This is a genomic window from Vibrio sp. V39_P1S14PM300 (genome assembly GCF_009904765.1).
In the GTDB taxonomy this organism is placed as follows: Bacteria; Pseudomonadota; Gammaproteobacteria; order Enterobacterales; family Vibrionaceae; genus Vibrio; species Vibrio proteolyticus.
On record NZ_WXWP01000243.1, the window covers coordinates 14,107 to 34,085 of the forward strand.

Annotated in this window: 22 protein-coding genes; 16 read left to right on the forward strand and 6 right to left on the reverse strand. The window is 52.8% G+C overall.

Annotated features, from left to right (window positions below; translation table 11 throughout):
- Positions 1 to 38: 38 nt before the first annotated feature.
- The 4 genes from rpoD to rpsU form a co-directional block, all read right to left on the reverse strand.
- Positions 39 to 1,907, reverse strand: coding sequence for an RNA polymerase sigma factor RpoD (gene rpoD, locus CAG65_RS12230; protein WP_161453810.1), 1,869 nt, complete (start codon positions 1,905 to 1,907; stop codon positions 39 to 41).
- A 98-nt stretch (positions 1,908 to 2,005) separates the two neighbouring features.
- Complete coding sequence (gene dnaG / locus CAG65_RS12235; RefSeq protein WP_161453811.1) at positions 2,006 to 3,772, reverse strand: DNA primase; 1,767 nt, start codon at positions 3,770 to 3,772, stop codon at positions 2,006 to 2,008.
- Positions 3,773 to 3,865: 93 nt separating this feature from the next.
- On the reverse strand, positions 3,866 to 4,309 hold the full coding sequence (locus CAG65_RS12240; RefSeq protein ID WP_161453812.1) for a GatB/YqeY domain-containing protein: 444 nt from the start codon (positions 4,307 to 4,309) through the stop codon (positions 3,866 to 3,868).
- 28 nt (positions 4,310 to 4,337) lie between these two features.
- Entirely contained in the window at positions 4,338 to 4,553 is a 216-nt protein-coding gene (gene rpsU / locus CAG65_RS12245; protein ID WP_001145625.1) for a 30S ribosomal protein S21, read from the reverse strand.
- A gap of 229 nt (positions 4,554 to 4,782) precedes the next feature.
- On the opposite strand from rpsU, the gene tsaD reads away from it, so the two are divergent.
- Positions 4,783 to 5,799, forward strand: coding sequence for a tRNA (adenosine(37)-N6)-threonylcarbamoyltransferase complex transferase subunit TsaD (gene tsaD, locus CAG65_RS12250; protein WP_021707349.1), 1,017 nt, complete (start codon positions 4,783 to 4,785; stop codon positions 5,797 to 5,799).
- A 143-nt stretch (positions 5,800 to 5,942) separates the two neighbouring features.
- Positions 5,943 to 6,755: an alpha/beta fold hydrolase gene (locus CAG65_RS12255; protein WP_161453821.1), complete on the forward strand. Its 813-nt coding sequence runs from the start codon at positions 5,943 to 5,945 to the stop codon at positions 6,753 to 6,755.
- Positions 6,756 to 6,767: 12 nt separating this feature from the next.
- On the opposite strand, the gene plsY is transcribed toward CAG65_RS12255, so the two are convergent.
- The gene (plsY, locus tag CAG65_RS12260; RefSeq protein WP_021707351.1) at positions 6,768 to 7,376 is read right to left on the reverse strand and encodes a glycerol-3-phosphate 1-O-acyltransferase PlsY; all 609 of its coding nucleotides are present in this window, start codon (positions 7,374 to 7,376) and stop codon (positions 6,768 to 6,770) included.
- A gap of 168 nt (positions 7,377 to 7,544) precedes the next feature.
- On the opposite strand from plsY, the gene folB reads away from it, so the two are divergent.
- From folB to rpoS, 11 genes are all read left to right on the forward strand, one after another.
- Positions 7,545 to 7,898, forward strand: a complete 354-nt coding sequence (folB, locus tag CAG65_RS12265; RefSeq protein WP_161453822.1) for a dihydroneopterin aldolase — start codon at positions 7,545 to 7,547, stop codon at positions 7,896 to 7,898.
- A complete protein-coding gene (folK, locus tag CAG65_RS12270; RefSeq protein ID WP_161453813.1) occupies positions 7,895 to 8,392 on the forward strand; it encodes a 2-amino-4-hydroxy-6-hydroxymethyldihydropteridine diphosphokinase in 498 nt (165 codons plus the stop codon). The genes folB and folK overlap by 4 nt, the downstream gene beginning before the upstream one ends.
- Before the next feature lie 7 nt (positions 8,393 to 8,399).
- A complete protein-coding gene (locus CAG65_RS12275; RefSeq protein WP_161453814.1) occupies positions 8,400 to 9,203 on the forward strand; it encodes an undecaprenyl-diphosphate phosphatase in 804 nt (267 codons plus the stop codon).
- A 117-nt stretch (positions 9,204 to 9,320) separates the two neighbouring features.
- On the forward strand, positions 9,321 to 9,602 hold the full coding sequence (gene ftsB / locus CAG65_RS12280) for a cell division protein FtsB (RefSeq protein WP_040903273.1): 282 nt from the start codon (positions 9,321 to 9,323) through the stop codon (positions 9,600 to 9,602).
- A gap of 1 nt (position 9,603) precedes the next feature.
- Positions 9,604 to 10,299, forward strand: coding sequence for a 2-C-methyl-D-erythritol 4-phosphate cytidylyltransferase (gene ispD, locus CAG65_RS12285; protein WP_161453815.1), 696 nt, complete (start codon positions 9,604 to 9,606; stop codon positions 10,297 to 10,299).
- Between the two features lie 23 nt (positions 10,300 to 10,322).
- On the forward strand, positions 10,323 to 10,799 hold the full coding sequence (gene ispF / locus CAG65_RS12290; RefSeq protein ID WP_021707357.1) for a 2-C-methyl-D-erythritol 2,4-cyclodiphosphate synthase: 477 nt from the start codon (positions 10,323 to 10,325) through the stop codon (positions 10,797 to 10,799).
- Positions 10,800 to 10,822: 23 nt separating this feature from the next.
- Positions 10,823 to 11,866, forward strand: coding sequence for a tRNA pseudouridine(13) synthase TruD (truD, locus tag CAG65_RS12295; protein ID WP_161453816.1), 1,044 nt, complete (start codon positions 10,823 to 10,825; stop codon positions 11,864 to 11,866).
- A 3-nt stretch (positions 11,867 to 11,869) separates the two neighbouring features.
- Complete coding sequence (gene surE / locus CAG65_RS12300) at positions 11,870 to 12,625, forward strand: 5'/3'-nucleotidase SurE (RefSeq protein WP_161453817.1); 756 nt, start codon at positions 11,870 to 11,872, stop codon at positions 12,623 to 12,625.
- 2 nt (positions 12,626 to 12,627) lie between these two features.
- Positions 12,628 to 13,254, forward strand: a complete 627-nt coding sequence (locus CAG65_RS12305; protein WP_040903252.1) for a protein-L-isoaspartate(D-aspartate) O-methyltransferase — start codon at positions 12,628 to 12,630, stop codon at positions 13,252 to 13,254.
- Positions 13,255 to 13,257: 3 nt separating this feature from the next.
- Entirely contained in the window at positions 13,258 to 14,223 is a 966-nt protein-coding gene (gene nlpD, locus CAG65_RS12310; RefSeq protein ID WP_161453818.1) for a murein hydrolase activator NlpD, read from the forward strand.
- A gap of 72 nt (positions 14,224 to 14,295) precedes the next feature.
- Entirely contained in the window at positions 14,296 to 15,297 is a 1,002-nt protein-coding gene (gene rpoS, locus CAG65_RS12315; protein ID WP_021707362.1) for an RNA polymerase sigma factor RpoS, read from the forward strand.
- Positions 15,298 to 15,350: 53 nt separating this feature from the next.
- On the opposite strand, the gene mutS is transcribed toward rpoS, so the two are convergent.
- Positions 15,351 to 17,915 (reverse strand): DNA mismatch repair protein MutS, encoded by a 2,565-nt coding sequence (gene mutS, locus CAG65_RS12320; protein WP_161453819.1) that lies wholly within the window; start codon positions 17,913 to 17,915, stop codon positions 15,351 to 15,353.
- A gap of 85 nt (positions 17,916 to 18,000) precedes the next feature.
- On the opposite strand from mutS, the gene pncC reads away from it, so the two are divergent.
- The 3 genes from pncC to CAG65_RS12335 all read left to right on the forward strand — a co-directional run.
- Positions 18,001 to 18,486, forward strand: coding sequence for a nicotinamide-nucleotide amidase (gene pncC, locus CAG65_RS12325; protein WP_161453820.1), 486 nt, complete (start codon positions 18,001 to 18,003; stop codon positions 18,484 to 18,486).
- 180 nt (positions 18,487 to 18,666) lie between these two features.
- Entirely contained in the window at positions 18,667 to 19,716 is a 1,050-nt protein-coding gene (gene recA, locus CAG65_RS12330; protein WP_021707505.1) for a recombinase RecA, read from the forward strand.
- A gap of 162 nt (positions 19,717 to 19,878) precedes the next feature.
- The coding region (locus tag CAG65_RS12335; RefSeq protein WP_337247558.1) for a transposase at positions 19,879 to 19,979 on the forward strand (101 nt) is incomplete at its 3' end.

The following is a 19,979-nucleotide window of genomic DNA, read 5'->3' on the forward strand; positions in this document are numbered from 1 at the left end:
AGGTGAGCCATTGCTCACCTTTTTTCATGCTTGGTCGATTACTCGTCCAGGAAGCTGCGCAGAGTTTCTGAGCGGCTTGGATGACGAAGCTTACGCAGTGCTTTGGCTTCGATCTGACGAATACGCTCACGGGTAACGTCGAACTGCTTACCAACCTCTTCCAAAGTGTGGTCGGTATTCATGTCGATACCAAAGCGCATACGCAGTACTTTCGCTTCACGAGGCGTCAGGCCTGCCAGTACGTCACGAGTCGCCACTTTCAGGCTGGTAGAAGTCGCAGAATCCAGCGGCAGTTCCAGCGTGGTGTCCTCGATGAAATCACCCAGATGCGAATCTTCGTCGTCACCGATTGGTGTCTCCATTGAGATTGGCTCTTTGGCAATTTTCAGTACTTTACGGATCTTGTCTTCCGGCATTTGCATGCGCTCTGCCAGCTCTTCCGGTAACGGCTCACGGCCCATCTCTTGCAGCATTTGACGCGAGATACGGTTGAGCTTGTTGATCGTTTCGATCATGTGAACCGGAATACGGATCGTACGAGCTTGGTCAGCGATTGAACGAGTGATCGCCTGACGGATCCACCAGGTCGCGTAGGTCGAGAATTTGTAACCACGACGGTATTCAAATTTGTCGACCGCTTTCATCAGACCTATGTTACCTTCCTGGATCAGATCCAGGAATTGCAGACCGCGGTTGGTGTATTTCTTAGCAATCGAAATAACCAGACGCAAGTTGGCTTCCACCATCTCTTTCTTTGCGCGGCGAGCTTTGGCTTCACCGATAGACATACGGCGGCTGATGTCTTTGATGTTCTGAACCGTCAGTGACGTTTCTTCTTCGATCGCTTTCAGCTTCAGGATAGAGCGACGGATGTCGTCTTCGCTGCGTTTGATCTTTTCAGCGTAAGGTTTGTCTGAAGACAGAACTTCATCCAACCAGGCTTCGCTGGATTCATTGCCGGTAAACAGAGCAATGAAAGATTTCTTCGGCATTTTGCCGTATTCAACCGTCGAGCGCATGATCAGGCGCTCTTGCGTGCGTACGCGATCCATAGCGGTACGCAGTTCTTCCACCAGGTAGTCAAACTGTTTTGGTGTCAGACGGAATTCTTTGAATACGTCGATAACCAGTGCGTGCGCTTCGCTGGCTTTGTTGCTTTCACGACCGTGTTCGTTTACTGCCAGACGGTAGTTCTGGAAGGTGTTGCGCAGATCGGTGAATTTCTCAAGCGCCAACTCAGGGTCGATGCCGGTATCTTCTTCTTCAGAAGAGTCGTCATCTTCCTTGTCTTCATCTTCGTCTTCGTCGAGATCTTCGTCGTCTTCGTCCGCCAGTTCTTTTTCTGCCAGTTCCGAACCGATGTGAGTGGCCGTTGGGGCGCTGGTCTCTTCATCGTTTGGATCTACGAAGCCGGTGATCAGGTCGGTCAAGCGCAGTTCTTCGGCTTGAACTTTGTCGAACTGTTCCAGAATGTATGGAATCGTACCTGGGTATTCTGCGACAGCGTTCTGAACCTGGTTGATACCATCTTCAATACGCTTCGCGATATCGATTTCACCTTCACGAGTCAGCAGTTCTACCGTACCCATTTCGCGCATGTACATGCGCACCGGGTCGGTGGTACGGCCGATTTCGTTCTCTACACTGGATAGTGCAGCCGCGGCCGCTTCGGCAGCGTCTTCGTCGGTGATGTTGTTGTCATCGCTAAGAGCAAGGTCATCGGCATCAGGAGCGGTTTCCACTACCTTAATACCCATGTCATTAATCATCTGAATAATGTCTTCTACCTGCTCGGAATCGACGATTTCTGCGGGCAGGTGATCGTTAACTTCGGCATAGGTCAGATAGCCTTGTTCCTTGCCCTTAATGACAAGTTGTTTTAGCTGTGACTGCGGATTTTGATCCATAGACGGTATCCAACTTCGTATCTGGTGAAGGAATTAGTATGCGAAATGCAAACCACGAATACTAACAAATTTATTCATTGCTGACTAATCAAACAGGGTTACGCTTTCAAATCTAGCATTAAGGCTAGCAGCTCCCTTTTCTCTTCGGCTGATAAACCGACACTTCTTGCTTTGGCCTGCAGGTTTTCAATTTGTTTTTCAACGCACTGAGCAAGTATTTTGTCCAATGAGTCTAAAAATATATCTTCTTGATTGTCTTCAGCGAGCGGGATCTCCCAGCTGGCAAGACGAGACAGAAGCGCCTCATTTTTGTTATTACGCCAGTGTTCAAGCAACTGGCCGGTGTTGATATGGGGGTGGGACTGACAATAATCAAGTACTTCCACCAATAAACCCAAACCAGGCAACGCCAATCCCCGGACACTGGACAGGTCCGGTACCATTTCAGCATAGCTTGGATTCTGAATAAGCAAAGCGATCACTTCTCGCATCGGTGTGCGCTTGATCTCTTTATGAGGCTGGGGACGTGCCGCGGCCTCACTGGTGCTTTTTTTGTTCAAGCTAGACTGAATCGCGTCAGAGCTCAGGCCGGTTCGCAGCGATAGCTCTTCCCATAAATATAGCTTTAATGACTCATCTCGTACCGAGTTGATGAGCGGTTCGGCCAGATGGACCACCCGAAAGCGACCTTCTCGGCTGCTGTTGTCGACCACTTTTTCCATTAAGCCACTGAACAGAAAGTCAGAAAACGGCGTGGCCTGCTGGACATGCTGCTCAAATGCTTCGGTGCCGTTCTGGCGGATAAATGAATCGGGATCCTCTTTATCCGGCAGGAACATAAACTTAAGAGTTTTGTTCCCGTTCAAATAGGGTAGAGCATTTTCCAACGCGCGCCAGGCAGCCTGACGACCCGCGTTGTCGCCGTCGTAACAGCAGATCACGGCACTGGTCTGGCGAAACAGCACTTGCAGGTGGTCGCCGGTTGTGGATGTCCCCAGAGACGCCACGGAGTAATCCACTCCGTATTGTGCCAGTGCCACCACATCCATATAGCCTTCAGTGACCAGTATCTGCGGCGGCTCTCGGTACGCCTGCAACACTTCGTACAGGCCGTAAAGCTCTTTGCCTTTGTGAAAGATCGGCGTTTCCGGAGAGTTGAGATATTTGGGGGTGCCTTCGCCGAGCACCCGGCCTCCAAAGCCGATCACGCGGCCACGTCGATCGCGGATTGGGAACATGATCCGCCCGCGGAAACGGTCATAGCGATGGCCGTTGTCGTTCTCAACCAGCATACCCGCTGAGGTCAGCATCTCTTCTGCATCGCGGCCGCGGGCAAAGTTCTTGCGCACGCTGTCCCACTCGTCGGGGACATAGCCGATACCAAACTTCTGCACAATTTCACCGGATAAGCCGCGGCCCTTGAGGTATTCGATGGCTACCTTACTGGACGAGAGCTTGAGCTGATCACGATAGAACTGAGCAATACTGCCCATCAAATCATAGAGGCTGCGTTTTTGTTCGCTGTTGGCGCGTGGCTGCTGATTGAAATTGCTGCCGCTGCGCTGTTCCCGTGGCACATCCAGGCCAAGAAAAGAGGCCAGTTCTTCAATGGCTTCAGGAAATTCCAGCCGCTCGAATTCCATCATAAAATCGATGGCATTGCCGTGTGCACCGCAGCCAAAACAGTGATAGAACTGCTTTTCCTGGCTGACGCTGAAAGACGGGGTCTTTTCGTTGTGGAACGGGCAACAAGCGCTGTAGTTTTTGCCTTTTTTCTTCAGTTTTACGCGTGCGTCAATGATATCGACAATATCAAGCCGAGCAAGGAGGTCATCAATAAAGCTGCGAGGGATGTGTCCTGCCATAAAACCGAATAGAAAGCCTCAATGTAGATAGGATAGATACAAACAAGCCGTGCGTTCCAGTGGATAGCACGGCTTGCTGCAAATGGGGTTGGTTTAAGCGAGTTTAGCGCGAACTAAACCACTCACTTTCCCCATGTCTGCACGCCCTTGAATTTGCGGCTTGAGCACGGCCATCACTTTCCCCATGTCTTGCATGCCCGCTGCGCCAGATTCGGTGATAGCACTGTCAATCAGTGCTGCGACTTCATCTTCGTTCAGTGGTTGAGGCATAAATTCCTCAAGGACAACGATTTCCGCTTGCTCAGCGTCTGCCAAGTCTTGACGACCTGCAGCTTCATACTGCGTAACAGAGTCGCGACGTTGTTTGACCATTTTTGTCAGCACAGCGAGAATATCGTCGTCGCCCAGAGTGATCTGTTCGTCAACTTCACGTTGTTTAATGGCCGACAGAGCCAAACGAATAGTGCCAAGGCGCGTTTTGTCCCTGGCTTTCATCGCTAATTTTTGCTCTTCTTTGAGTGTGTCAATCAGAGCCATAACTCAATTCCTTTACTGAATTAAGTTATTAGTACAGGCGAACGCGACGAGCGTTTTCGCGAGCTAGCTTCTTAGCGTGACGCTTTTGAGCTGCTGCTTTAGCGCGTTTGCGAACGGTAGTTGGTTTTTCGTAGTGCTCACGACGACGCACTTCAGAAAGGATACCTGCTTTTTCGCAAGAGCGCTTGAAACGACGCAGAGCTACGTCGAACGGTTCGTTTTCACGTACTTTAACTACTGGCATATGCCTTTCACCTCAGGGGTTATTCGTTAATGCTGGCCTATAACAGTCAAACATGAATTGCTTGGACGCTAACCAGCTTGATCAAAAATGGTGCGGAATTTTAATCCGATCACATAGCCATTGTAAAGCCTTTTATTGCCTATTGTCTGTACAAAATTTGTTTGAAAAGCCAAGGCGAGGTAAGATTGCGCCAAATTTTGATTGTGGATACGGGTGTACCGAGAAAAATATGCGCATTATTGGCATTGAAACCTCCTGTGATGAAACGGGAATCGCTATCTATGACGATGAAAAAGGCCTGTTGGCGCACAAGTTGTACAGTCAGGTAAAACTGCATGCCGACTACGGTGGTGTGGTACCGGAACTGGCCTCGCGCGATCACGTGAAAAAGACCATTCCGCTGATCAAAGCGGCGATGGCTGAAGCCAACCTGACCCCCGCGGACATTGACGGCGTTGCCTACACCGCTGGCCCGGGATTGGTGGGCGCATTGCTGGTGGGCGCGACCATCGGGCGCAGTATTGCGTATGCCTGGAATGTGCCGGCTGTACCGGTCCACCATATGGAAGGCCACCTGCTGGCGCCAATGCTGGAAGATAACGTTCCGCCGTTCCCGTTTGTTGCGGTGCTGGTGTCTGGTGGCCACTCGATGATGGTCGAAGTGAGAGGCATCGGTGAGTACAAGATTCTTGGCGAGTCGATTGATGATGCCGCTGGTGAAGCGTTTGATAAGACCGCGAAACTGATGGGGCTGGATTACCCGGGTGGACCGCTGCTGTCGAAGCTGGCGGAGAAGGGCACGCCGGGGCGCTTTAAGTTTCCGCGACCGATGACTGATCGCCCGGGACTGGACATGAGTTTTTCCGGGTTGAAAACTTTCACCGCCAACACCATTGCAGCCAACGATGACGATGAGCAGACCCGAGCGGATATTGCGTACGCGTTTGAAGAGGCCGTCTGTGAGACGCTGGCGATCAAATGTCGCCGCGCACTGGAGCAGACAGGCATGAAGCGTATCGTGATAGCCGGCGGTGTGAGCGCGAATAAGCGTTTGCGTGCTGAGCTGGAAAAACTGGCGAACAAAATCGGCGGTGAAGTCTATTATCCGCGCACCGAATTTTGTACCGATAATGGCGCCATGATTGCTTACGCTGGCATGCAGCGTCTGAAAAATGGCGAAGTGGCTGACCTGTCGGTACAGGCGACGCCGCGCTGGCCGATTGACCAGTTGGAACCGATTGCCTGATTTGCCAGGTATGAAAAAGCGGTCGCCCTGTGCGGCCGTTTTTTTATCGCTGCGTCTGGCGACAGCTCCGAGTGGTGATTGATAGTAATGATGATAGGATAACGACAAAAATTACAACAATACCTTTGATGGACACTGTCATGATGAAAAAATTTACCATAGATGGACAACAGCTCGCTTATCTGGATGTGGGGCAGGGACCTGTTTTGCTGCTGGGTCACAGCTACTTGTGGGATCACCAGATGTGGGCACCACAGATTGAAGCGCTCAGTCAGTCATATCGCTGTATTGTGCCGGATCTTTGGGCGCACGGTGAATCCGATCCGGCGCCACAGAAAACCCGTTCATTGCAGGACATTGCGGCCGATATGCTGGCGCTGATGGATCATCTCGATGTGGCACAGTTTGCGGTTGTCGGGCTGTCGGTCGGCGGCATGTGGGGCACGGAGCTGGCGCTGATGGCGCCCGGACGAGTGACGGGGCTGGTGATGATGGACACCTTTGTCGGTCTGGAGCCGGAGGTGACTCACCAAAAATACTTTGCGATGCTGGAAGCCATCAGCATGGCGCAGATGGTACCCGCACCGATCGTCGATGCGGTGGTACCAATGTTCTTTGCCCGTAACGCGGCGCAGAACTCTCCGCAATTAGTGAACAAATTTGCGGCTCAGCTTTCGGCGATCAAAGGGCAAGATGCCGTGGAAATCGCACGTATCGGCCGCATGGTGTTTGGTCGTCGCGATCTGATCGAAGAGCTGGAAACATTGGCGTTGCCGGTTTTGATCGCCGTGGGTGAGGAAGACACCCCGCGTCCGGTACTGGAGTCGTTCCTGATGCAAGATTGCATCGCGGGCAGTGAGCTGGTGCAAATTCCCGCAGCGGGACACATCAGTAATCTGGAGCAGCCGCAGTACGTGACACAGATGCTGGAGCGCTTTCTTGCCGAGCACGCTTAATCGAAAGACCTCTCAGGAGGTCTTTTTTATGTCTTTCTTTTCGCCGACTTTGGGCTCGGTGCCATCGAACAGACGGCGGATGTTCTGGTGATGTCGAAACACGATCAGGCAGCACAACATGGCAACCGGCAGGGTATATTGTGGTTTGATCAGCCAGGTATATAAGGGCGCCAGCAGTACCGTGATCAGTGCGGCCAGCGAGGAGTAGCGGAAGATCAGTGCGATCACCAGCCAGGTTGCTATGATCAATAACGTCAGGTCCCAGCCAATCGGAGCAATTGCGCCCAGCGCCGTCGCCACTCCTTTTCCTCCTTTAAAATGGAAGAAAATCGGATACATATGTCCGAGACAGGCCGCAATGGCCACCACCCCGAGAATGATCGGATCAATATCGAGAAAATAGCCGCCCCACACCGGAATGGTGCCTTTCAACATGTCACACACCAGCACCGCTACCGCTGCTTGTTTACTACCAATGCGCAGCACGTTCGTGGCACCGGGGTTCTGGGATCCGGCGCTGCGAGGGTCCGGCAGGCGCAGTACCCGGCAGATCAGCACGGCACTCGAGATCGACCCCAGTAAGTAGGCAGAAATGATCAGGATGAGGGCGAGTGGTGTCATGGATACTCTTAATGGCTGAAACGTATGCTCTATGTTGCTATCATATCGCGAAAATTTGACTCAAACTACCGAACCCGTTGGCGGATGTGTGAGCAGAAGCTGAGTTTTTAATGATATGTGTTTTGTTTTAGTTTGGGTATCCGACCTCTGAAGGAAATGGCTATCACCATGGATAAAGTGTTTATTGAGCAGTTAGAAGTGATCACCACGATCGGTGTATACGACTGGGAGCAGGAAATTAAGCAGAAGCTGGTGCTGGATATCGAAATGGCACACGACAACCGCCCGGCGGGTCACAGCGATGATGTGGCGGATGCTCTGGATTATGCTCAGGTCAGTCAGGCAGTTCTGTCGCATATTGAAAATGGTCGTTTCCTGCTGGTGGAACGTGTCGCGGAAGAAGTGGCGGCACTGATCATGACCCGTTTTGCTGTCGCGGGCGTCCGCATTCGTCTGACCAAACCTGGCGCCGTACCTCAGGCTAAAGGTGTGGGTGTCGTCATTGAGCGGGGCCAGATGTGATCACCAGTTACATCGGTGTCGGTACCAACCTTGAACGACGCAAACACGTCGAAGCGGCGGTACGTGAGTTATCGCAACTTGGCCAGCAACTGCGTTTGTCTCAGGTGTATGAGTGTGATGCACTCGGATTCGACAGCCACCCATTTTATAATCTGGTGATCGAGCTAAAAACGGAGCTGACTTTCACGCAATTTTCACAGGCGCTGCGTAACATAGAGCTAAAGTGGGGACGCCGGCCCGACGCCGGTAAACTGGAAGACCGGACGCTCGATCTGGACATCATCTTATTCGGTGAGATGGTGTCGGACACGCAACCGGAAATTCCCCGCAGCGACATTTACAAATACCCTTTTGTACTGCAACCGCTGTATGAGTTGTGTCCGCAACGGGTCGTGCCGGGAGATGGCCGCACCATCGCGGCGTTGTGGCAGACAATGCCTTCTTTTCAATCGTTAACCCAGATTGAGCTGTGGTTCAATCCTGACCTTTTTTGAGTATCTCATGAGTTATTATGAAGCCTTTATGCTGGCGCTGATCCAGGGCCTGACTGAGTTTTTGCCAATTTCCAGTTCGGCGCACCTGATTTTGCCTTCGGCGATTCTGGGCTGGGCCGATCAGGGCCTGGCGTTTGATGTGGCGGTCCATGTCGGTACGCTGGCGGCGGTGGTGATCTATTTCCGTAAGGAAGTCATCAGTTTATTAAGCGCTTTCTTCGCTTCCATTTTCCGGGGCGATCGCAGCAAAGAAGCGAAACTGGCGTGGTTGATTGTACTGGCGACCATTCCGGCGTGTATTTTTGGCCTGCTGATGAAGGATGTGGTGGAAACTTACCTGCGCAGTGCTTGGGTGATCGCCACCACGACCATCGTGTTTGGCATACTGCTGTGGTACGTCGACAAACACGCGACGCAAAGCGATGATGAGTATCAGGCTACCTGGAAATCGGCGCTGTTTGTTGGTCTGGCTCAGGCGCTGGCGATCATTCCCGGGACTTCCCGCTCGGGCGCGACCATTACTGCGGCGTTGTATCTGGGCTTTACCCGTGAAGCGGCGGCCCGTTTTTCCTTTTTGATGTCCATTCCGATCATCATGCTGGCGGGGGGCTACCTGGGAATGAATCTGGTCACCAGTGGCGCGCCTGTTCACCTTGGCTTCATGCTGACGGGGATTGTGACCTCGTTCATCAGTGCTTACCTGTGCATCCACTTTTTCCTCAAGTTGATTGCCCGTATGGGAATGATGCCGTTTGTCATTTATCGCCTTCTGCTGGGTGCCGGGTTGTTCGCCTTTCTGATGATGGGTTAACCCTGTCCTGTTAACATCTTGACACGATTAGTGAAAAGACTACTGAGTGCCGCCTCGCCTGACTCCGGGCGTTGTGGTATAAAGTAGTCTTTCTTTTCCTCGTTAATGTCAGGTGATATGCGAATTTTTGCTCTTACCCTCATCGTGCTGCTCGGCTGGCTGCAATATGAATTGTGGCTCGGTAAAAACGGCATTTCTGACTTTAAAGCCGTGAATGCTGAAATCGAAGTTCAGGAACAGGTGAACCAAAGCCTCCACTCACGCAATACTGAAATGTTTGCTGAGATCGATGACTTGCGCCAGGGGCTGGACGCGATTGAAGAGCGTGCCCGCCACGAGCTGGGAATGATCAAAGAGGGGGAAACCTTCTACCGCATCGTCGGGGAGGAGACCAAATAGCATGTCAGACATCGCCTCTGTGATCGCCGTGGTCCCCGCAGCCGGGGTCGGCAGCCGTATGCAGGCCGATAGGCCAAAACAGTATTTGCCGATTGCCGGTCACACAGTGTTGGAACACACCGTACACAAACTGCTGAGTCATCCTAAAATCTCAAAGGTGGTGGTGGCCGTAACCGATGGCGACCCGTATTTTCCGGCACTGGCGATTGCAGCGCATCCTGACGTGGTGCGGGTCTCCGGTGGAGGTGAGCGTGCCGACTCGGTGTTGTCTGCACTGAAATACATTCAGGCCCACGTGTTATCTGAATGGGTAATGGTGCATGATGCGGCCAGGCCGTGCATTACACACGCAGACCTCGACGCTTTGATAGCCGCGGTGGCGCAGCATGAAGTGGGCGGCATTCTGGCGAGCCCGGTACGCGACACGATGAAACGCGCGGACGCGGCATGCAACATTGACCACACCGTGGAACGGCAGGCGCTTTGGCACGCTTTGACGCCACAAATGTTTAATACTGAGCAATTAACCGACGCACTGGCTAAAGCACTGGCTCAAGGTGTGACGATCACCGACGAAGCGTCGGCGCTCGAATGGCTGGGTTATAAGCCTGCGTTGGTGAAAGGGCGGGCTGACAACATCAAAATTACCCAGCCCGAAGATCTTGCGCTGGCCGAGTTTTACTTGCGCCGCGATTGAAATTCAGTAAGTAAGGAAGGGTTATGATTCGAATTGGTCACGGTTTTGACGTCCATAAATTTGGTGGACCGGGCCCGGTGATTATTGGTGGTGTGGCGGTCCCGTACGAGCAAGGGTTGATTGCTCATTCCGATGGTGACGTCGCGCTGCACGCATTGTGTGATGCGCTGCTGGGTGCGATTGCCGCCGGAGATATCGGCCGCCATTTCCCGGACACCGACGACAAATGGAAAGGCGCAGACAGTCGTGAACTGCTGAAAGATGTCTATCGCCGGGTGCAAGCGCAGGGTTATGTGCTGGGAAATGCCGACATTACCATTATCGCCCAGGCTCCGAAGATGGCGCCACACATCGAAGCCATGCAGACCACCATCGCGGCGGATCTGGGCACTGACCCAGGCAATATTAATGTAAAGGCCACCACGACGGAACGTCTCGGTTTTACCGGGCGTAAAGAAGGCATTGCTACCGAAGCGGTGGTGTTGCTGATGAAAGCGTGATGGCGGATGAGTAGAAACTGAATATGTCCGATATGTTATCCCCTCTGGCCTACCTGAATGGTGTGCCAAAAGCCAAAGCCAAACTGAAAGCACAACCACAGCATTTTCAGGTCCGGGAAGATCTGGGTTATGAGTTGTCTGGTCAGGGCGAACACTTGATGGTGCGGATTCGCAAAACCGGTGAAAACACCAGCTTTGTGGCCAATGAACTGGCAAAAGCGTGCGGCGTGAAATCGAAAGATGTCAGTTGGGCGGGTCTGAAAGACCGTCATGCTGTGACAGAGCAATGGCTGAGTGTCCATCTGCCTGGTGGCGACGCACCGGATTTCGATGCCTTTCTGAAGCAATACCCAAGCATTGAAATTCTGGCGGTGACACGTCATCACAAAAAATTGCGCCCCGGCGATCTCAAAGGGAATCATTTTACGCTGACTTTGTCTGAAGTCTCTGATACAGAAGATGTTTTGCAACGTTTGTCTGCAATTGCTGAGACTGGCGTACCGAACTATTTCGGCAGTCAGCGGTTTGGTAACCAGGGGAACAACGTCAATGAAGCCCGTCGCTGGGGGCGTGAGAACGTTCGTACCCGTAACCAGAACAAGCGCAGCCTGTATCTGTCGGCGGCCCGTTCGTGGATCTTCAACCATATCGTGTCTGCGCGGATTGAGCAGGGAGCGTTCGATCGAGTTGTGGAAGGCGACATTGCGCTGACAGGCGAGGGATCGACGCTGGTGGAGGCCGACCAGGTGGCGGCGTTCAATCTTCAGCTTGAGCGCGGTGAAGTACAAATCAGCGCGGCGATGGCGGGCGATAATGCGCTGCCGACGCAGGCGCAGGCACTGGCTCTTGAACAACCACAACTGGACGCTGAGCCGGATCTGATGGCGTTGATTCGGGGTAACCGGATGCGTCATGAGCGTCGACCAGTGGCGCTAAAAGCGCAGGACCTCAGCTGGCAGGTCGACGGCAACAATATAACCCTGCACTTCTCTTTGGACGCGGGTTGCTTCGCAACGGCGATTGTACGAGAGTTAGTGGAAGAAATTCCGGTAGAGCGTGTGTACTAAGTCATGGAAAGACCACTAAAAATTTTAATCAGTAATGATGATGGTGTGTATGCGGAAGGGATACATGCCTTAGCACAGGAGTTGCGTGATCTGGCGGAAATTACCATTGTCGCGCCGGATCGTAACCGCAGTGGCGCCTCGAACTCACTGACGCTTGAGCAGCCGCTACGTGTCACCCAAATCGCTGAAAGGACGTATTCAGTGCAGGGAACGCCGACCGACTGTGTCCACTTTGCACTCAATGAGTTGATGAAAGATGATCTGCCAGATCTGGTGTTGAGCGGCATCAATCATGGCGCCAATCTTGGTGACGATGTGCTCTATTCGGGAACCGTGGCGGCGGCGATGGAAGGACACTTTCTCGGAGTGCAGGCGATTGCGTTCTCGCTGGTCGGTAAACACCATTTTACCACCGCAGCCCGGGTTGCCCGTCAACTGGTGGAACAACACATTGAAAAACCGATTCCGACCAATCGTTTACTCAATGTTAACGTTCCGGATCTTGCCAGTGCGGCCCTGAAAGGGGTAAAAATAACGCGTCTGGGTGCGCGTCATCATGCGGAAAACATGATTAAACAACTTGACCCTCGCGGTCATGACATCTACTGGCTTGGTCCGCCGGGCAAAGAGCAGGATGCCGGCGAAGGGACGGACTTCCATGCCACTGAACAAGGCTGGGTATCGGTTACTCCGTTGCAGGTCGATTTGACCGCGCATGAGTCTTTGCAGAGTGTGGATAACTGGCTGAAGGACCGATGATCATGACCAACCCACATGCCGACAAATTAGTGGAACGCCTTGTCGCCAGTGGCATCCAGGATCCGCAGGTACTGAATGCGATCTATACCTTGCCACGCGAGAACTTTGTCTCGCAGGCAATGTTGCATCAGGCCTATGACAATAACGCACTGCCGATTGGCCACGGACAAACCATTTCTCAACCTTATATCGTGGCCAAAATGACGGAAATGCTTGCGCTTAAGCGCACCAGTAAAGTTCTGGAAATCGGGACTGGCAGCGGTTATCAGACCGCCGTGTTGGCGCAACTGGTGGAGCATGTGTATTCCGTCGAACGGATTAAAGCCCTGCAATGGGATGCGAAGCGGCGCCTGAAACAGCTCGATATTTACAATGTCTCGACCAAGCACGCCGATGGCTGGCAGGGCTGGGCCGCGAAAGCGCCGTTTGATGCGATCATCGTAACGGCCGCGGCAGAAACCCTGCCGCAAGCCTTGATGGCGCAACTTAATGACGGTGGTGTGCTGGTGATCCCGGTCGGCACTGAAGAACAAGCCCTGATGAAAGTCACTCGCCATGGCGATGAGTTTACATCGGAAGTAATTGAAATGGTGCGTTTCGTACCCCTGATAGCAGGTGATCTCGCGTAACCCATGAGTATGTGGTCTAAATCGATACTGATGTTTGGCCTTAGCAGCACATTGATTGGATGTGCTGCGCATTCCCCTGCGCCAGTGTCTGGATTGAAACGCGACTACAACTCTGTGGAGCGAGGTAGTTACCGTGGCAGCTACTACCAGGTTGAACGTGGCGATACGCTGTATTTCATCGCCTACATCACAGGCAAAGATGTAAATGATCTGATTCGTTACAATAACTTGGATGCGCCTTATACCATTCACCCTGGACAGAAACTCAAGCTTTGGCGTCCGACTTACGTGCCACCGGCCTACGGCGGAACCGGCGCTGGGGCAGCGAAAGAAACCACCAGTGTTGCAGCCGCTACGGCTGTCGTGGCTTCAGCCGCGGCTACTAGCGCTGGCAGCACAGCCGCCACCAAACCGGTTGTGACCAATTCGAGTAAAAACTCGAATCAAAAGGTTACGTCTGCGGGTTCAAAAAATAACCAAAAACAGGTCAAAAAAGAACCAGAAAAGAAGGTTGAACAATCCAAACCAAAGGAGTATGTTGGCAGTACAAGTAAACAAAATGTTAACAAAACTGTCAGCAGTTCGACACCAAAAAACGACAAAGTAACCAAATGGTTATGGCCAACAAAAGGGAGAGTGATTAAGAACTTTTCTGCAGGAGATCAGGGCAACCGAGGGATAGACATCGCAGGGCAGCGTGGTCAATCCATCACATCGACTGCAGCAGGCACCGTAGTTTATTCAGGTAATGCGCTCCGGGGTTACGGTAATCTGGTGATTATAAAACATAATGACAACTATCTGAGTGCGTATGCCCATAATGATCGGTTGCTTGTACACGAAGGACAGAGTGTGAAAGCAGGCCAAAAGATTGCGACCATGGGAAGTTCGGGTACCAACAGTGTGCGCTTGCACTTTGAAATTCGCTACCAGGGTAAGTCGGTGAATCCAAAGCGCTACTTACCGTAGATTTACTTGTACTGAGTAATGAAGCGACATTAAAAGCGGTAATGTCTTGCTAGCTCGCCAGGGGGAGGCACTATGAGTATCAGCAACACAGCAACAAAACTCCAAGAATTCGATGCAGATTCGGATACCGAAGCGATGGAAATGCTTGAGGTAGAAGAGAGCGCCGAAAACAATTCTAGTAACAATTCATCCACTGATGACACCAAAGAAGAGTTTGAGGTTACCAGCAAAAGCTTGGACGCCACACAACTCTACCTCAGTGAAATCGGCTTTTCGCCGCTCCTGACTGCCGAAGAAGAAGTGCTGTATGCACGTCGGGCGCTACGAGGCGATGAAGCAGCCCGCCGACGTATGATTGAAAGTAACTTGCGCTTGGTGGTGAAAATTTCCCGTCGTTACAGCAACCGTGGCCTGGCGCTACTGGATCTGATCGAAGAGGGGAATCTGGGGCTTATCCGCGCGGTCGAAAAATTCGACCCGGAACGCGGCTTCCGTTTTTCAACATATGCGACTTGGTGGATTCGTCAGACCATTGAACGGGCCCTGATGAACCAGACGCGCACCATACGTCTGCCGATCCACGTGGTCAAAGAACTCAATATCTATCTGCGTACTGCGCGTGAACTGTCGCAGAAACTGGATCACGAGCCCACCGCAGAAGAAATTGCCACTCAGCTGGACAAGCCGGTCGATGACGTTAGCAAAATGCTGCGTCTCAACGAACGCGTCAGCTCTGTCGATACGCCGATTGGCGGTGACGGTGAGAAAGCACTGCTGGATATTATTCCGGACGTGAATAATTCCGATCCGGAGCTGTCGACTCAGGATGACGACATCAAAACCTCGTTGATTGACTGGCTGGATGAACTGAACCCGAAACAAAAAGAGGTGCTGGCTCGCCGCTTTGGGTTGTTGGGGTATGAACCGTCGACGCTGGAAGAAGTCGGTCGTGAAATTAACCTGACTCGCGAGCGCGTGCGTCAGATTCAGGTTGAAGGGTTACGTCGTTTACGCGAAATCCTGGTCAAGCAGGGGCTGAATATGGAAAACCTGTTCAGCGTTGAAGACGAGTAACGGGCGACATAGGAAAAGGGCGATGGTGAACCATCGCCCTTTTTTGTGCCGTTTTAGAGCAGTTTTTTCAGTCGGTACAACTCTTCCAGTGCCTGACGAGGCGTAAGATCGTCGGGATCTATGTTCGCCAGAGCTTCTTCCACTTCGCTTGGCTCCGGGATCAAACTGAGTTGATTGGCGATATCAACGCCATTGCCTTTCGCCGGCGTGTCACTGAGGTGGCTGAGTTGCTCTAACTGATGCAGCTTAGTACGCGCATTTTTGATCACGCTTTTCGGTACACCCGCCAGACCGGCCACCGCCAGACCGTACGATTTACTGGCGGCCCCTTCCTGCACCGCGTGCATGAAGGCAATGCTGTCACCATGTTCGACCGCGTCTAAATGTACATTCGCCAGATGCGGCAGTTGCGCCGGTAATTCGGTCAGTTCGAAGTAGTGCGTGGCAAACAGGGTCATAGCACCGATTTGTGTCGCCAGCCACTCCGCGCTGGCCCAGGCCAGTGACAGACCGTCGTAAGTACTGGTACCACGACCAATTTCATCCATCAAGACCAGGCTGTTCTGTGTCGCGTTGTGCAGGATATTGGCCGTTTCCGTCATCTCGACCATGAAAGTAGAGCGTCCGGAAGCCAGATCGTCCGAGGCGCCAATACGGGTGAAGATACGATCAATGGAACCGATTTGCGCCGCTTCCGCTGGCACATAGGAACCGATGTGTGCCATCAGAGCGATCAAGGCTGTCTGGCGCATGTACGTCGACTTACCGCCCATGTTCGGACCGGTAATGATCAGCATCTTGCGCTGTGGATGCAGTTCGATCGGGTTGGCGATAAACGGTTCGTCCATCACCTGTTCCACCACGGGGTGACGACCAGCCTGAATATGGATGCCCGCTGCCTGCGTCAGGCTCGGGCGGCAGTAGTCGAGCGAGTCAGCACGTTCGGCCAGGTTTTGCAGGACATCCAACTGAGACAGAGCCGAGGCTAAGCTCTGCATCTGCTCAAGATGGGGCATCAGCAAGTCAAACAGCTCTTCCCACAGCTGTTTTTCCAGCGACAGCGCCTTGGATTTGGAGTTCAGCACTTTGTCTTCGTGTTCTTTGAGCTCCGGAATAATGTAACGTTCGGCGTTTTTCAGTGTCTGACGGCGAACGTAATGCGGCGGCACCAGATGACTTTGGCCACGGCTGACCTGAATAAAGAAACCATGCACGTTGTTGTAGCCGACTTTGAGGCTGTCGATGCCATGGCGTTCGCGCTCTTCCGCCTCCATCTGGTCGAGGAACTCGGTGGCACCGTCCGCCAGATTACGCCACTCGTCCAGCTCTGCATTGTAGCCTTCGGCAATCACGCCACCATCACGAATCACCACCGGTGGATTCTCTTTGATTGCGCGTTCCAGCAGACCGCACACTTCGTTCATCGGAGCGGTGAACTGGGCCAGTTTACCCAGATAGGGATGGCGGACGCTCTCGAGCAGTCCGCTCAGTTCCGGCAACTGCTGCATGGCATTTCGCAACCGGGCCATGTCGCGGGGACGGGCACTGCGCAGGGCCAATCGGGCAAGAATACGCTCGATATCGCCGATCTGTTTCAGAACCGGGTGCAGATCCGCAAACAGCGCCTGATCCCGCAGTTCTCCGATCGCATCCAGACGCTGATTAAGCGTATCAATGCAGCGCATCGGCTGATGCAGCCAGCGCTTGAGCATGCGGCTGCCCATTGGCGTCGCCGTGCGATCCAGCACATCGGCTAAGGTGTTGTCCGTGCCACCGGACAGGTTTTGCGTGATTTCCAGATTGCGCCGGGTAGCGGCATCCAGAATGACCGAATGATCCTGACGATCAAACGTCAGAGAGCGGATGTGTGGCAGTGCTGTGCGTTGTGTGTCTTTGACGTATTGGATCAGGCACCCAGCCGCACACAGGCCGAGTTTGGCGTGCTCCACACCAAAACCAATCAGATCCCGGGTGCCAAACTGCTGGTTGAGTTGTTGCTTGGCGGTATCGAGTTCAAACTCCCACACCGGACGACGACGGTTGCCGTTGCGGTTCGACATCAGGTGAACCGGTTCAAAGTCTTCCGGGAACAGCAGTTCACGAGGTGAGGTACGCTGCAATTCTGCCTGCATGGCTTCTTCGCTCTGCGGCTCGCTCAACTGGAAGCGACCTGAGGTAATATCCAGCGTGGCATAACCGAACTGGCCATCGTGATAGTAGATCGCCGCAATCAGGTTATCGACGCGCTCAGACAGCAGCGCTTCGTCGGTGACGGTGCCCGGAGTGACAATTCTGACCACTTTGCGCTCTACCGGGCCTTTACTGGTCGCCGGATCGCCGATTTGTTCACAGATGGCCACCGACTCGCCCAGTTGCACCAGTTTGGCCAGATACCCTTCCACGGCGTGAAAAGGCACGCCAGCCATCGGGATGGGTTCACCGGCGGAAGCGCCACGTTTGGTCAGAGAGATATCCAGCAGCTGTGAAGCGCGCTTGGCGTCGTCATAAAAAAGCTCGTAGAAATCTCCCATGCGGTAAAACAGCAATATCTCCGGATTCTCAGCTTTGAGCTTGAGGTATTGCTGCATCATTGGAGTGTGTTTTTGATCAGCTTTCACGGGTTACGTCTTTTGTTTATTTTCATAGCGGCTTAGGATACGTGAATCCTAATCGGGCGAAAAGGCACAAAGAGGTTTTTCAGTCATGGAATTACACATCTCACTCAGTCAGAAATTGGGCGCATTGCTGCGCGATAATCAGCACGTGATGACCACGGCTGAATCCTGCACGGGAGGAGGGGTTGCCAGCGCTGTGACCGATGTTGCGGGTAGCTCACAATGGTTTGATCGCGCGTTTGTCACCTACAGCAACGCGGCAAAAATGGAAATGCTGGGGGTCAGTGAGGCAACACTGGCGCAGCATGGCGCCGTCAGTGAGCCTGTGGTCAAAGAAATGGTGCTGGGGGCGCTCCAGCATTCTCATGCCACCATCGGGGTGGCGATCAGTGGTATTGCGGGTCCTGATGGCGGCAGTGAGGACAAACCTGTAGGAACGGTCTGTTTTGGTTTTGCCGATCAGCCGGGCTGGTTGCAGATTGAAACTTGTCATTTTGCAGGCGATCGTGCCACGGTGCGCGCCAAAGCGGTGACACATGCGCTGAACGTGATCTGCCAGCATCTTGAAGACTAACGCTGCGAAAGAGCGATCCGCTGGCTTTGGCCACGGAGCACGCGCAGCCGCACAACTTTTTTTCATACAGCTATGGACACTGTATGAATCAACAGTATAATAAACAACAATTCAACTCACCAATGTGAGTTCAACCAGATTCAGTTCGCCACCGTCTGGGTGTGCACAACGGAGAAAGTGATGGACGAGAACAAACAGAAAGCGCTGGCCGCCGCGTTAGGTCAGATTGAAAAACAATTCGGTAAAGGCTCAATCATGCGCCTGGGTGACAACCGTACGATGGATGTTGAAACCATCTCGACCGGTTCACTTTCTCTGGACATCGCTCTGGGTGCGGGTGGTCTGCCAATGGGCCGTATCGTTGAAGTTTACGGTCCTGAGTCGTCTGGTAAAACCACGCTGACTCTGGAACTGATCGCCGCTGCGCAACGTGAAGGAAAAACGTGTGCTTTTATCGATGCCGAGCACGCACTGGATCCGATTTACGCTAAGAAGCTGGGCGTAGACATTGATGCGCTGCTGGTGTCTCAGCCGGACACGGGTGAACAGGCACTGGAAATCTGTGACGCATTGGCACGTTCTGGTGCGATTGACGTGATGGTGGTGGACTCGGTTGCCGCACTGACACCAAAAGCGGAAATCGAAGGTGAGATGGGCGACAGTCACATGGGTCTGCAAGCACGTATGCTGTCTCAGGCAATGCGTAAGTTGACGGGTAACCTGAAACAGTCGAACTGTATGTGTATTTTCATCAACCAGATCCGAATGAAGATTGGTGTGATGTTTGGTAACCCGGAAACAACTACCGGTGGTAACGCGCTGAAATTCTACGCCTCTGTGCGTCTGGATATCCGTCGTACCGGCTCCATCAAAGAAGGCGATGAAGTGGTTGGTAACGAAACCCGCATCAAAGTGGTGAAGAACAAGATCGCGGCACCATTCAAACAAGCCGAAACACAGATTCTGTACGGTCAGGGTTTCAACCGTGAAGGTGAACTGGTTGATCTGGGTGTGAAACACAAACTGGTGGAAAAAGCTGGTGCATGGTACAGCTACAATGGCGAGAAAATCGGCCAGGGTAAAGCAAACGCGTGCAAGTTCCTGAGAGAGAACACCGAGGCGGCTAAAGCCATCGATGCGAAGTTGCGTGAGATGCTGCTGACGCCAGCGTTGGCGGAAGAGCCTCAGGCTGGCGCCGGTGAAATGCCGGAGCAGGAAGAAGAGTTTTAAGCACTTTCCAAATAGTCAAAGCCCTGCCTGTGCGGGGCTTTTGTTTTCAGCCCTAAACCACCTACTTCAGTAGGTGGTTATCATCCGTTTCGGCTTTGCCTGTAAAACTACTCATGCTAATTGCATCTTTGATTTTTCCAGAAGTCAAAGAGGACAAATAACATGAGTAGATACAATCAAGCTTCCCACGTATTTTGGCGGTGTCAATACCATATAGTGTGGACGCCAAAGTATCGATTTAGGATCTTGAAGAACAACATAGG